The sequence below is a fragment of the Dactylosporangium sp. NPDC049525 genome, assembly GCF_040676755.1.
Taxonomy (GTDB): domain Bacteria; phylum Actinomycetota; class Actinomycetes; order Mycobacteriales; family Micromonosporaceae; genus Dactylosporangium.
In genome coordinates, this window is sequence record NZ_JBFAPO010000057.1 from 1 (window position 1) to 13,615 (window position 13,615).

The 13,615-nt window shown below is 68.3% G+C and carries 13 protein-coding genes; 11 read left to right on the forward strand and 2 right to left on the reverse strand.

What is annotated here, in order from left to right; all coding sequences use genetic code 11:
• Window positions 1–293: 293 nt before the first annotated feature.
• The gene (locus AB0K00_RS46025; protein ID WP_363535530.1) at window positions 294–950 is read right to left on the reverse strand and encodes a TetR/AcrR family transcriptional regulator; all 657 of its coding nucleotides are present in this window, start codon (window positions 948–950) and stop codon (window positions 294–296) included.
• 163 nt (window positions 951–1,113) lie between these two features.
• Here AB0K00_RS46025 and AB0K00_RS46030 point away from each other — a divergent pair, with 163 nt between their 5' ends.
• From AB0K00_RS46030 to AB0K00_RS46065, 8 genes are all read left to right on the forward strand, one after another.
• Window positions 1,114–2,103 (forward strand): hypothetical protein, encoded by a 990-nt coding sequence (locus AB0K00_RS46030; RefSeq protein WP_363535533.1) that lies wholly within the window; start codon window positions 1,114–1,116, stop codon window positions 2,101–2,103.
• Between the two features lie 93 nt (window positions 2,104–2,196).
• On the forward strand, window positions 2,197–2,931 hold the full coding sequence (locus AB0K00_RS46035) for a class II aldolase/adducin family protein (protein WP_363535536.1): 735 nt from the start codon (window positions 2,197–2,199) through the stop codon (window positions 2,929–2,931).
• Between the two features lie 95 nt (window positions 2,932–3,026).
• Window positions 3,027–3,788, forward strand: coding sequence for a dienelactone hydrolase family protein (locus AB0K00_RS46040; RefSeq protein ID WP_363535540.1), 762 nt, complete (start codon window positions 3,027–3,029; stop codon window positions 3,786–3,788).
• A gap of 46 nt (window positions 3,789–3,834) precedes the next feature.
• A complete protein-coding gene (locus AB0K00_RS46045) occupies window positions 3,835–4,827 on the forward strand; it encodes a hypothetical protein (protein ID WP_363535543.1) in 993 nt (330 codons plus the stop codon).
• Window positions 4,824–5,924 (forward strand): alcohol dehydrogenase catalytic domain-containing protein, encoded by a 1,101-nt coding sequence (locus AB0K00_RS46050; protein WP_363535546.1) that lies wholly within the window; start codon window positions 4,824–4,826, stop codon window positions 5,922–5,924. Before AB0K00_RS46045 ends, AB0K00_RS46050 begins: the two co-directional genes overlap by 4 nt.
• A complete protein-coding gene (locus tag AB0K00_RS46055) occupies window positions 5,921–7,537 on the forward strand; it encodes an FAD-dependent monooxygenase (RefSeq protein WP_363535549.1) in 1,617 nt (538 codons plus the stop codon). The genes AB0K00_RS46050 and AB0K00_RS46055 overlap by 4 nt, the downstream gene beginning before the upstream one ends.
• The gene (locus AB0K00_RS46060) at window positions 7,534–9,126 is read left to right on the forward strand and encodes a bifunctional 3-(3-hydroxy-phenyl)propionate/3-hydroxycinnamic acid hydroxylase (RefSeq protein WP_363535552.1); all 1,593 of its coding nucleotides are present in this window, start codon (window positions 7,534–7,536) and stop codon (window positions 9,124–9,126) included. Before AB0K00_RS46055 ends, AB0K00_RS46060 begins: the two co-directional genes overlap by 4 nt.
• A gap of 96 nt (window positions 9,127–9,222) precedes the next feature.
• Window positions 9,223–10,038: a fumarylacetoacetate hydrolase family protein gene (locus AB0K00_RS46065; RefSeq protein WP_363535555.1), complete on the forward strand. Its 816-nt coding sequence runs from the start codon at window positions 9,223–9,225 to the stop codon at window positions 10,036–10,038.
• A 51-nt stretch (window positions 10,039–10,089) separates the two neighbouring features.
• On the opposite strand, the gene AB0K00_RS46070 is transcribed toward AB0K00_RS46065, so the two are convergent.
• Window positions 10,090–11,151 (reverse strand): VOC family protein, encoded by a 1,062-nt coding sequence (locus tag AB0K00_RS46070; RefSeq protein ID WP_363535558.1) that lies wholly within the window; start codon window positions 11,149–11,151, stop codon window positions 10,090–10,092.
• Window positions 11,152–11,189: 38 nt separating this feature from the next.
• Here AB0K00_RS46070 and AB0K00_RS46075 point away from each other — a divergent pair, with 38 nt between their 5' ends.
• From AB0K00_RS46075 to AB0K00_RS46085, 3 genes are all read left to right on the forward strand, one after another.
• A complete protein-coding gene (locus tag AB0K00_RS46075; protein ID WP_363535561.1) occupies window positions 11,190–11,675 on the forward strand; it encodes a VOC family protein in 486 nt (161 codons plus the stop codon).
• A 57-nt stretch (window positions 11,676–11,732) separates the two neighbouring features.
• A complete protein-coding gene (locus tag AB0K00_RS46080) occupies window positions 11,733–12,536 on the forward strand; it encodes an IclR family transcriptional regulator (protein WP_363535564.1) in 804 nt (267 codons plus the stop codon).
• A gap of 74 nt (window positions 12,537–12,610) precedes the next feature.
• On the forward strand, window positions 12,611–13,594 hold the full coding sequence (locus AB0K00_RS46085; protein WP_363535567.1) for a TAXI family TRAP transporter solute-binding subunit: 984 nt from the start codon (window positions 12,611–12,613) through the stop codon (window positions 13,592–13,594).
• The last annotated feature ends 21 nt before the right edge of the window (window positions 13,595–13,615 follow it).

The window sequence follows — 13,615 nt, forward strand, 5'->3', positions numbered from 1 at the left end:
CGGGCGCCCCGGCTCGGGCCCGCCGTCCCCCCTCCCCGCCCGCCCCGCGGCGCCCGGGGGCTCGGCGGACCGGGCGAGGGCGGGGCGCGCGGGGCCCGCCCCCCCCCCCCCCCACGACCTGCGGCTCGGGCGAGTCGGCGGCCTCGTCGGTCACCCCTTCGGCGTAGCACGAGTACGCGGACCCGGGAACTCGTCGCTTCGCGTCGTACATAGCCAGGTTGGTGTTCAGGTTGATGAGCAGGCGGCAGGGCTGACGATTTCGTGAGTGGCGCGGCGGGGGCGACCTTCGCAGATCAGTGCCCGGTGGTGCTGCCGTTCAGCAAATGCGCTACTGAGGCCGGTGTGTCGGAGGGAAACAGTGCGTCAACTCCTCCGAGGTACCCGGCAGTTGTGGTGTCACGGACGAGGAGATGCTGTAGGAGAAAGCCCTGCACGACCCCGAGCATCACCGCTCCGACGTGCTCCGGCTGAGCGTTGGCTGGCAACCGGCCGGCCGCCTGCCAGCGCCGCGCGACCTCGGCGCAGTGCGCGCGAAGGCGCCGGTAGGCCTGATCGGTCCGTTCGGACAGCTCGGGATTCCTCAGCGCCTCGCTCCACACCTGCACGGCCAGGCGGGTCGGATCGAGCCCAGGCGACAGGGCACGGAGCTTCTGGTCGACGATGCCGTTCACCATCGCGGTGACAGTGCGCGCTGGCGATGGCGCGGCCCCATCAGCGAGCAGGCGCGTGAAGACCTCGTCCGCGCCGGAGAGAACGGTGTCGGCGACGGCGCCGATCAGCTCCTCCTTGCTCCGGAAGTAGCGATAGACGGCGCCGGAAGACCAGCCCGACTCGCTAGTGATGTCGGCCATCGACGTGGAATGGAAGCCCTCGCGCGCGAAGAGGCTCGTGGCGGCGGCGATGAGCTCGGCTCGGCGGCTAGCGCGGTACTCGGCGGTGACTCGTGGCACATTCGGACTCTAAAGCGAACGCTCATTCTTGACAAGCAGATGAGCAGCGACCTAGCGTCCAAAAAAAAGCGAATGACCGCTCTCTTACCGGAGGTCGATGATGAGTGCCGACGCTCCCGCTTCCCGCCGCCCCGCCGAGGCGGACCGGCCACCGTGGTCGAAGGTGGCCGCGACCATTGCTCTGCTTACGGCGATGATCGGCGTTCTGCTCGTCGCCTTCGCCTGGCCGTCGGTGCGAGCCTCGCTGCACGACGTCCCGATCGTCGTGGCCGGGCAGCCGGACGCGGTCGAGCGCGTCGTCTCCGCGCTCGAGCAGCACCAGCCGGGCGCCTACGTTGTCACGCGCGTCGAGAGCACTGCGGCGGCCGAGACGGCGGTCCGCGACCGGCAGGCCTACGGCGCGATTGACGTCACGACCGGCACGCCGCGGGTCATTGTGGCATCGGGCGCCAGTGCCGTCGTCGGGCAGGCGTTGCAGGCTTCCGCCTCGGGACTGCTCCAGGCGTCCGGTTCGGCGGGGGCAGCCCACCTGGCCCTGCTCGACGTTGCGCCGCTGCCAGCCGACGACCCCCGTGGCGCGGGGCTCGCGGCCGGTTCGTTGCCGCTGGTCATCGGCGGCATCCTCGCCGCCTTCCTGCTGGCGAGGATGGTCCGGGGTCTTCTGCAGCGGGTGGTCGGCGCGGTCGGGTTCGCCGTCACCGGAGCGTTGGCCCTGGGCGCGATCCTGCAGTTCTGGTTCGGCTCGCTCGGCGGCGACTACTGGGCCAACTCGGGCGCGATCGGACTGTCCATCGCCGCGACCTCGCTGTTTATCCTCGGACTGCAGTCCGTGATCGGCTCGACGGGCTTCGCGATCGGCGCCGCCCTGATGATGCTGGTCGGCAACCCTCTGGCCGGCACGTCCAGCGCACCCGAGATGCTCCCCGGCTGGTTAGGCAACGTCGGCCAACTGCTCCCGCCCAGCGCCTCAGGCTGGCTCCTGCGCTCGACTGCGTTCTTCGACGGTCACGGCGCTTGGCCCCATGCTGCCGTCCTACTCCTGTGGCTCGCCGCGGGCTGCGTGCTCTGCATCGTCGGCGCGGTGCGCGGCGCTCGCGCCGACAAGCCTGTGCCCGCGCCGACGGCGATACCCGAACTCGATCCGGCGCGCTGATCCTGAACCATCGGTCGCGGCCCGGGCGAATTCCGTCCTGCAAATCAGGACTGCACTCCTGTATAAAGGATCATCGGCGAAAGGGGAGTGTTGATGGACGAGTCAATCGGTCCGGGGTTTGGCGCCCAGAAAGCGGTGGAACAGGCACGGATCCTGACCTGTCAGGCGTCGCGCGTCCTCGCGACATCCGGCCAGACCGACATGATCTGGGGTCATGTCGGCGTCCGAGATCCCTTGGGGCGGGGCGTCTGGATCAAGGCGCCCGGGTGGGGCCTCGAGGAGGTGACCGTCGAGCGCCTTCAGCTGGTCACCTTCGAGGCCGAGGTGCTCCTGGGTGAGGGTGCGCCGCACAAGGAGTGCCACATCCATCTCGAGATCATGCGGACCAACCCCACCGTACGGTGCACGGTGCATACCCATGCGGTGGCCGCAGTCGCCTTCGGCGCGCTCGGCGTCCCGCTGCTCCCCATCTCCCATGAAGCGACGCTGTTCGGTGGCGACGACGTGCCCCGGTTTGCGGAGACCGGGTCGCTGGTCAGCGACCCGGTCCTCGGTATCGCTCTCGCACGTGCGCTCGGCTCGGCGCCGGCCGCGCTGATGCCAAAGCACGGGCTCGTCACTGCCGGCGCCACGGTTCCCGTCGCGGTGATGCGCGCCATCCTGTTGGAGCGCGCGTGTGCGATACAGCTCGCCGCCTCGTCGGCGGGGGGACCCCGGATCTGGTCCGACGCCGCGGAAGCGATGGCCAAGCGCGCCCAGTGCTGGCCGGACGGTCAGCTGACCGCAGGCTGGTTGTACCTGTTGCGCAAGACTGCCGCGACCTCCTGACCGCCACGCATTGCGTGTTGCGATATTAGGGATTACGGTCCTGCTAAATGAATCGCGGTGATGGTGCCCCGCGACCGCCGTCGAAGGATCTGATGATGAGCGACCAGCAAACACCGATTCCCGTAGAGTCCGAGCGGATCAACGTCTCGACCGCCTCCGGCGAGATGTGGATCTACTGTGCTCGCCCGGCTCCCGGCCGGCGGCAGGGTGCAGAAGGACGCGCCGTCGTGGTCCTCCAGGAGGCGTTCGGCGTCAATGACCACATCCAGGACGTCGCCCGCCGTTTCGCCGACCACGGGTACCTCGCCTTCGCCCCGGACCTCTTCCACCGCACCGGGACGGGGACGCTCGCCTACGACCAGCACGGCGAGGCCATGGCGCTGATCGGCGCGCTCGGCCCGGATGCGATCGTCGAGGACGTCCAGGCCGTCCTGGACCACCTGGCGCGTGCCGAGGACATCCCCCCGGCGCGTACGGCAGTCGTCGGGTTCTGCTTCGGCGGCCGGGCCGCTTTTACGGCAGCCACGGCCGTGAAGGGCCTTGCGGCAACGGTCGTGTTCTACGGGCCCGGCATCGCGGCCGGCCCGCACGCCGTGCTGGATCGCGTCGCCGACCTCGACGCACCGCTCATGCTGCACGTCGGCAGCGAGGATCCCACGATCCCGCCGGCCCAGGTGGAGGCGATCGACGCCGCCCTCGCGAAGTCGGGGATCGCCTACGAAAGCTACCTGTACGACGCGGCGGGGCATGCGTTCGCCTGTGACGCCCGGCCCTCCATGTACCGCTCCGGACCGGCCCGTCTCGCCTGGGAACGCACCTACTCGTTCCTCGACCGTCTTCTGCCGACCGTGGTCTGACGTTCGTCGGCCCCCCGCCACCTCGCCGAACGAAGGAGATACCTGCATGGGAACTGTCCAGGAAGTCCTCGCCCTCTTCGGCGATGACGAGCCGCTTCGCATCCTCACACGCGATGAGGCGCAGCTCCTGTCGCCGCCACACCCCAATCCGATGCCCATCAAGCTGTGGCGCGATCACCCTCCGCTCACAGTGGTGCACTTTCCCCAGCAGTACGAGGCCCAGCCCTTCGCTCCGCCGCGCGGCGTCTATGAGAGCGCGCACGTCCGCGTCGAGTGGCAGACGATGGACAATCGGCAGCCGTTCTACCACCGCAACTGCGATGTCGACGAGATCTCTTACCAGATCGACGGTGAGCGAACGCTCATGACCGAACTGGGCGTGGTCGAGCACCGCCGCGGCGAGTTCTCGCGCCTGCCCCGGGGTGTCGCACACGACAACTGGGGCCGCAAGGAGAGCCACTTGCTCTTCTACACGCCGGCACCCGTTGGCGAAACCGCCCCCGCGGTTCGCACGTCCGAGCCCGTGATGCCGCCGTTCCTGGGCTGGCAGCCGGGAGCGCTGAACGAGGCCGTGACCCAGTGTCTCGGCACGCCCGGGCATGACATCACCGTGTCGCCGATCGACGAGAAGCTCCTGCTCGAGCAGGTGAAGTCGGAGACAGCGCGTCTGCAGGTATTGCGGGCGAAGCCCGGCGTCGAAGTGTCCTGGCTGTATCGCTCGGACTCTTTCCGGCTCGGCGTTGTACGGCAGACCGTCTCGAGCCCGCGGATCTATCGTCGCACGCTCGACGCCGACGAGATCCAGTACCAGGTCAGCGGCCACCGCACCCTCATCTCTCAGCGTGGCATCGTCGAGCTCGGCCCCGGCGACTTCATCCGCATTCCCCTCGGTGTCGCCCACGCGAGCGCTGCGCCGGCCGAGAGCGAGCACATCAGCCTGTTCGCCAACCACGAACTGCCGCAGATCGCTCAGACCACCAGAACCGCCGATCCGTACTCGCCGCAGCGGCTCGCCGCCGTCGAAGGGACAAAGGCATGACCGAGATGCTGGCCCTGCGCGCCGACCAGGGATCCACCGCGCCGAAGCTCACGAAGATCTCCATGCCGGAGCCCGGGCCCCTGGACGTCGTCGTCAAGGTGTCCGCGGCCGGGATGGCGCCAGGCATGATGGCGCTGCTTGCCCAGGGCGCCTTCCGTCACCTGCCCACGACACTGGGGCACGAGGCGGCCGGCGTCATCGCAGCGATCGGCACGGACGTACCGGCCTGGAGCATCGGGCAGCGCGTGCGCGTCCATCCCAACCTGAACTGTCGCGACTGCGCCTACTGCCGCAGCGACCGGGACATGATGTGTCCCCAGCAGGCCATGATCGGACACGCGGCCTTCGGTGTCGTGGACATGCCGCTATACGCCGCCTATCACGACGGCGGGCTCGCCGAATACGTGCGGGTTCCACACTGGCTCATCGATCCGGTACCCGACGGAGTCACCCTCGACGTCGCGGCGAAGGTGCACGACCTCGCGAATGCCGTCCGGGCGTTCAAATGCGCCGCTCTCCCGCCCGCCTCCACCGTCGTGATCACCGCGGCGACCGGCACCATGGGCACTTCCGCCGTGAAGCTCGCCCCATTCTTCGGCGTCTCCCGCCTTATCCTGGTCGGTCGCAGCGCGGAACGTCTCGAGGCCGTCAAGGGTCTGGCGGGACACACCCCCACCGAGACCATCGCCCTGGAGGAGCTGCACGACGACTGGCCGGCCGCCCAGGGGCTGACTCGAGGGCTTCGCCGGTTCGCGCCGGACGGCGCTGACGCCGTCCTCGACTTCATCCCCGATGGTGCCGCCACCAGCCAGGCGGCGGCCGCGCTGACCACCGGTGGGTCGCTGGTGCACATGGGCGCCAACCGGGTGCCACTGGCTCTTCCGATGATCGCGGTGATGGTGAACTGCTGGCGCATCATCGGCACCCGTGCCTGCACCCGCAACGACGCGCTGGAAGTGCTGAACCTGCTCGGCAGCGGGGCGCTCGACGTCGAGGACCTGATCACCCACCGGTTCCCGCTTGCCCAGGCGCCCGAGGCCGTCGCCGCGGTGCAGAACCGCGTTGACCCCATCTGGATGGCGGTCGTGAACCCGTGAGCACCGCCCGGCCTCCGATCGCCATCGTGGGCGGCGGCCCAGTTGGCCTCACCGTCGCCAATCTCCTGGCGGCGCGAGACGTCCCAGTGGTGCTGGTGGAGCGCAACGCGAGCACCAGCGACGAGGCGAAGGCGATCAGCCTGGACGACGAATCGCTTCGCACGCTGGAGGCGGCCGACCTGGCCGAGGCAGTACTGGCGACGGTCGTTCCAGGAACGGGGACCCGATACTACGACCGCCATGGCCGCCCTCTTTTCCACGCCCGCGGGCCGCGGCAGAACAGGCTCGGCTACCCGTTCAAGAACCAGTTCGCCCAGCCCGAGCTTGAGCGCGTCCTGTTGGACGCTCTCAAGTCACGGCCGCAAGCACACGTCCGCTTCGCCACCGAGCTGGTCGAGGTGCTCGACCACGGCGACACGATCGAGGTGGGGCTGCGGCCGGCGGGATCCGAGGGACCGAGCCGTGAATTCCTCCCTGCCGCGTGGGTGCTCGGCTGCGACGGCGGGCGGTCCACCGTCCGGGAACTGTGCGGCATCGCCATGAACGGCGTCAGTCACAACGATCTTTGGCTCGTGGTCGACACCATCGAGGATCCGCACGACGAGCGCTACGGCATGCACCGCGGCACCCCTGAGCGCCCCACGGTCATCGTGCCGGGGCGCGACGGACGCTGTCGGTACGAGTTCCGGCTGTATGACGGCGAGGCGGTCAAGGGCGACCAACCGTCGTTCGAGCTGGTCAGCAAGCTCATTGCCCCGTACCGGCCGTTGGCACGCGAACAGGTGGAACGGTGTGTCACCTACACCTTCAACGCCGTCGTCGCCGTCAGCTGGAGAAAGGGGCGCTGCCTGCTGCTGGGCGACGCCGCGCACATGATGCCCCCGTTCGCCGGTCAGGGGCTCAACTCGGGTATCCGCGACGCCGCGAACCTGGCCTGGAAGATCGGCGAGGTCTGGCACCGGCGCGCAACCGACGACCTCCTGGACACCTACGAGGCGGAACGCGCACCGAACGCCAAGGCGATGGTCGGCTTCTCACAGCAGCTCGGCGCGGTCGTCATGACGACGAGCCGGCTACGCGCGTTCATTCGCGACCTCGCCGTCCGCGCGACGCTCGCGACACGGCCGGGCCGCCGCTACCTCGCCGAGATGCGCTTCCGGCCCGCTGCCAGGCACAGCGCCGGGCTCGTGTTCGGCAACCATCCACTGACCGGCACCCAGCTTCCTCAGCCGTGCGTGCTCGTCGCACCCCGACTCCACCTGCGTCCGCTCGACGAGGTCCTCGGCGACGGACTGAGCATTCTCGGCATCGATGTGAGCGATGCCTGGTGGCGTCTCATCGACGCCGAACCCTGGGATAACGCCGCCTGGCTGCGCGGACGGATCGACGTACGGCTCGGCGACCGGTTGCCGCGACCCGCCGAGGGCCGTCAGGCGGTCGCCGACGCCGACGGCCGTCTGCAGGAGGCGCTCGGCAGTGCTCAGGGCCAGTTCGTCCTCGTCAAGCCGGACCGGTACATCGCCGCGGTATTCGGCCCGAAGGACATCCGCACGGCCGCCGAAGCGATGCGCAAATTCCTGGGACAGCCCCGAGTCGAAGGCACACAACCATGAATTACAGTCACGACGTCGCGATCGTCGGCTACGGCCCGGTCGGACAGCTGTTAGCGATTCTCCTGGGCAGCCGTGGGCACCGGGTCGTGGTCGTCGAGCGGTACACGGACATTTACGCGCTGCCGCGAGCCGTCCACCTCGATCACGAGGTCGCCCGGATCCTGCAGCGGATCGGCATCCGACCCGACGAGGAACCGATCATCGAGCCCTACGACAACTGGTACGAGTGGCGCAACGCCGCGGGCCAAACCCTGCTCCGAGTCGACTGGCGGGGCGTCGGGCCCTCCTGGTGGCACACCTCGAACTTCTTCGCCCAACCCGACCTTGAGCGCGCACTGGACGCCCGGGTACGCCGCCTGCCCACGGTCGAGGTACGGCGCGGGCTGAGCGCGATAGCCGTCGGACAGGACGTGTCCGGGGTGACGCTGACGGTGGCCCCTCTCCGCACGACCGATCCGTCCCCCGACTTGATCCGCGCCCGCTATCTGGTCGGTTGCGACGGCGCGAACAGTACTATCCGTAACCTCCTCGGACTGCCGGTCACCGACCTGGGGTTCTTCTTCGACTGGCTTATCCTGGACATGATCCCGGATCATCCGTTGACCTTCGACCCGCCAGCCTGGCAGCTGTGCGATCCGCGTCGGCCGACGACGATCGTGCCCGGTGGCCCGGGGCGCCGGCGCTGGGAGTTCATGGCGCTCCCCGGCGAGGACATCAACGAGCTCAACAAGGCCGACACCGCCTGGGAACTGCTCCGTCCCTGGGGCGTCACTCCGGACAACGCGCAGCTGGAACGTCACACGGTCTACCGATTTCAGTCGCACTGGGCCGATCGCTGGCGCAAGGGCCGCGTCCTGATCGCGGGGGACGCGGCCCATCTGATGCCACCGTTCGCCGGGCAGGGCATGTGCGCAGGGCTGCGTGACGTCTTCAGCCTGGATTGGAAGCTCGACCTGCTGCTGCGTGGTCAGGCCGACGACGCCCTGCTCGACACCTACGGCACGGAGCGGACTCCGCATGTCCGCTACTTCATCGACATGTCCATCTCCCTGGGTCAGGTCATCTGCGTGCCGGACGCGGTGCAGGCCGAGGAGCGCGATACCCGGATGATCGCGGCGTTGAACGACCCGTCGATCGCCCCGCCCGCACCCGATCCGCCCCGCCTGGGTGCGGGAGTCTTCGCCGCCGGCGACGAGAACGCGGGCCTGCTGTCGATCCAGTCCGAGGTTCTGGTCAACGGGGTGAAAACGCTCTTCGACGACGTGGCCGGCTATGGCTGGCGGATCCTGACCACCGCCGACTCTCAGGCCATCCGAGCAAGCCTGTCCGATCCGGCCGCCGAGCTTGTCGACGCACTCGAGATGCGGCTGCTGGGCCTCGGCTGCGAGTCCCCGGACCTGATCGACGTCGACGGGCGCTACAGCGCCTGGTTCGCCGAGCTCGGCGCGGAGGTCGTCGTCGTTCGGCCGGACTTCTACGTGTACGCGGCGACCACCATTGAACGGCTCGACGGTGTGCTCGGGGAGCTCGCCATGCAGCTTGGCCCCGGCCGCCCGACGGCCCGGGAAGACCGGAGAGCGGCCGCGTGACCGACAGGAACCAGCTGCAGGAAATCGGCAGCCATCAGCGTATCCAGGACGGAAGGAACGGTCGTGCGAGTCGCTAATCTGGCAGGTCGTCTCACCTTGATCGTCGGCAGCAGAGCGGTCGACGTCAGCCAGGCCAGTGATAGAAGGTTCGGGTCGAACGCTCAGGCAGTCTACGAGCGCTGGGACGAGTTCGTTGACTGGGCGCACGAGGCCACGCTTCCTTACGGTGTCGAATACGACGCCAGCTGGCTGCAGTCGCCGGTTCCGGCACCACGCCAGGTCCTGGCCATCGGCCTGAACTATCGTGAGCACGCCACCGAGGCGGGTTTCGCCGCGCCGGCAGCCGAGCCACCGGTATTCACCAAGTTCCCGAGCTGCATCGCCGGCCCGTACGGGGAAATCGTTCTGCCGCCGGGCGGCGACACCGACTGGGAGGTCGAACTCGTCGTCGTCGTCGGCCGGCGAGCTCATCGGGTCGACGTCGACAAGGCGCTGTCGTACGTTGCCGGGTATGCCGTGGGCCAGGACATCTCCGAACGCCGCCTCCAGATGGCCGCGGTGCCACCCCAGTTCAGCCTGGGCAAGTCGTTCCCCGGCTTCGGCCCGATCGGGCCCTGGCTGGTCACCCTCGACGAGTTCAAGGATCCGAACGACCTCGAGCTGAGCTGCGCGGTCGACGGGGAGCAGGTGCAGTTGGGCCGGACCCGGGATCTGATCTTCTCGGTGCCCGAACTCGTCAGCCGACTGTCGGCCGGCTTGGTGCTGCTGCCCGGTGACGTCATCTTCACCGGAACCCCGTCCGGAGTCGGCCTGGGCCGTCGCCCACCCAGGTTCCTGCGTCCCGGAAACGAGCTCATGAGCCGCATCGAGGGTATCGGCGAACTCAGGCACCGCATCGTCGCCGAGGCGTGATGAATCGAGCCGCCGGTGCCGTGGTCGGCGCCGGCGGCTCGATTCATGGCGTCAGGCGCTGTGCGCGCCGGTCATGTACGCCGCGAGATCCTCTGGGTGAAGGAACGACGGTGGTGGCGGCGGACCCCAGTTGAACAGGCCGCGCGCGCCCTCGAACGTCTCCGGGTGCCAGAGCTGCGCGTCCGGGATGTAGTCCATGTCGGAGTAGTACTCGCTGAATGTTCCGGCGGGATCGCGCAGGTACCAGAAGAAGTTCGAGCCCGCGTGATGACGGCCGAGACCCCACACGTGCCGCTCTGGCCGGCCCTCGAGCATCGCGGTCGCACCTCGTCCGATCTCGTCGATGTCATCGACCTGCCACGATGAATGGTGCGGGAACACGACCGGCGACTTCATGATCAGAACGTTGTGGTGGTCGGTGGAGCAGCGCAGGAACGCGGCGGCGTCCTTGACGTAGTCGCTGGCCTTGAATCCGAGGCCGTCGCGGAAGAACGCCAGGGTCGTTTCGTGTTCCGTGCTGCCCAGAACGACGTGCCCGAGTTTGCGTGGTTTCACCGGGCCCATCCGGAGCACGCCCGGAGCGCGGCTGCCCGGCCGCTCGTAGCGTCCCGGCCCGTTGTACGGCGTGGCCGCGCACACCGGCTGATCGAGATGAGGCTCCACCTGCAGGACCGCCCGTACGCCAGTCACCCGCTCGGTCGCCGTGAGACTGCCGTCGCCGCGAACTGAGGTCAGGCCGAGTCGGCGCAGTCCGGCCTCAGCCCGGTCCAGGTCGTCGTGGTCGTCCACACCGATCCTCATCTCGACGAGCCTGCGGAACGGGGCTGGGGAGAGTTTGAGCTGGCGCCCGCCTTCGCGGCTGGCGAACCAGCCGTCGCCGTCGTCGCGAAGACCGAACTCGCGGTAGTAGTCCATGGTCTCGGCCAGCCGTGGCACGCCGAGCGTGATGGAACTGAGGCGATGCAGAGTCACGGTTCCTCCTGACGCGGAGACCGGTGGCGCCCGTCCGGCACGTCGACCGAATCGCCGCTTGTCGTCCTGAAATGCAGGTCTATTTTCCTGTTCCTTGCCAGCGTAGGCCGCGATACCATAACTCGCAATGCAGGACGACAATCCTGTTAATCGAGTCTTGGAGCAAGCGCATGCCCATCATGAAACTTGGTCACACTGGACTGTGGGTCTACGACCTGCCAACGATGCGAGACTTCTACGAGCGAGTTCTCGGTCTGACGGTCACCGACGAGGACGCCGATCTCGGCATCGTCTTCTTCAGCTCTCGACCCGACGAGGAGCACCACGAGTTCGTCCTGCAGAGGGGCCGGACGGCGGCCATCGGCGACAAGCAGCAGCACCAGATCTCATGGCGAGTGGAGAGTCTCGACGACATCCGGGCGTACCACGACATCTTCGTCAGGTCCGACATCACGGTGCAGCAGGAGGTCACCCACGGCAACGCCTTCGGCATCTACTTCTTCGACCCCGAGGGCAACCGCAACGAGGTGTACCTGCGCATCGAGCGCGACGTGCGCCAGCCGTTCCGCAAGTCCATCGACTTCGGTCTGCCGCCCGACGAGATCTGGGCCGAGGCGGAGCGGCTGTTGGCCGAGGGCGGCGAGGCGTACCAACCGGTGTCCTGACGCAGGCCAGCCGGTCATGACTGCCCTGCAGTCACCATCGGCTGCTAGATTTCCTGCATGTCAGGAAGTGCGCCCCAAAAGCCAGGAGCTACGTCGTCCTATCGCGGCCGTAACGCTACGGCCGACCGTGCGCTGGAAATTCTGTCGATGTTCGGCGACGACCGTCTGATGGTCACGGCGGCCGACGTGGCCACGCATCTGGGCGTCGCTCGGTCCAGCGCCTATCGGTACCTGCTGAGCCTGAAGACGAGCGGCTTCCTGCAGGAGGGCGACGACGGATTCCGGCTCGGTCCCCGGATCTTCGACATCGCACACCTGGCGCGCAGGAGCGTGGACTTCTCAGGCATCGCCTGGCCCGTCATGCGGGAACTCGCCCGGCGCACCGCCTGCTCGGTGCTCCTGACCCGCCGGATGGGACGCTCCATCGTCTGCCTCGAGCGTGAGGACGGCGGCCGTCCGCTCCGCCTCTCCTACGAGCGGGGTCAGGTCTTGCCGGTCAACGCCGGGGCTGCGGCCCTTGCGGTGCTCGCTTGGACTCCGCTGGCCGAACTGGACCAGATCCTTCGAGAGCCCCTGAGCCAATTTACCGAGGCCACCTCGACCGACCCCGAGGCCCTGCGGTCCCGCCTCGCCGGCATCCGGGAACTCGGCTACGTCATCGGCCGTGGAGAGCTGGACCGGGACATCGTCGGCATCGGCGCACCCCTGACCGGGGCCGGCGACACGGTCGTCGGCGCACTGAGCATCGCCGCGCTCTCGCATCGGGTCGACGAGCGGCAGGCCGCCGCCCTGGCCCGTGACGTCGTGAGGAGCGCCGCGGCGTTGTCCGCTCAGCTCGCCGAGGCGGGCGTGCAACCCTAAACTGTTGCACTTAGCAGGAATCTCATCTTGAATTACAGCACATGATCGCCTGTGGTTCCGAGAGGTGGGTCGCCATGTCCGCGACTGATGAATCCGATCGCATCGACGTCAGGCCGACGTCCAAACTGCGCTTCCGGGGTGACTGGGGGGCGGTCAACCTCACCCGGGCGTGCGGTTGGCTGGCCAACTGGGTGTGGGCGCAGACCGCCGACCACCGTCTCAGCGTCATTCACACCGGCCGCGGCATGGGCGACAACCTGCGCGCCCTGGCCGACGGTGAAGTGGACGTCGCGGTCGTCACACCGGCCTGTTTCGCCCAGCTTGCCGTCGAGGGTCGTGGCCCGTTCAGAGAGCATCCGATGCCTCAGTTGCGTGCGATAGCTCGCCTGCCGCACCGTGACGCGATGCTCTTCACCGGGCGCGCCGAACTCGGCATCCGCAGCCTCACCCAACTGGCGGCCGAGCGTCCGGCCCTGCGGTTGTCGATCGGCACCGACGATCCCGACGGGTTCATGGGCCTCGGCGCCCAGATCGTGCTCGGATCCGCCGGCATCACATTGGACGACATCAGGAAGTGGGGCGGCGATGTGCGCCACCACGAGGAGCCGTTCGGATGCATCGACGATCTGCACACCGGCGCCGCCGACGTGATCATCTCCGAGGCGATCATGACCCAGAACTGGCAGAACCTCTGCCACGACGTGCCGGTCACCTTCGTCGGACTCGAGCCGCACGAGCTGCGGCGCATCGAGACCGAATGGGGCCTGGGCAGCGTCACCGTCCCCGCGGGATACCTGCCCGGCATGACCTCAGATGTCACCACTCTCGACTATGCCGACTGGCTCATCGTGACCACGGCCGAACTGCCGGACGAGGTGGCTGCCCTCCTGGCGCGCGCGGTCGTCGAGGCCCCCGGGCCGTTCGAGATGCAGTACCGCCACCTTCCCGTCGAACGCAGCCCGCTGACCTACCCGATCGCCGTGTCGCACGCCGCATCGACCACGATTCCGCTCCACCCCGCCGCCGCGGAGATCTATCGCTCCGCATCGGTCGCCTAGTCCTTCGTCCGCGTTGGTAGA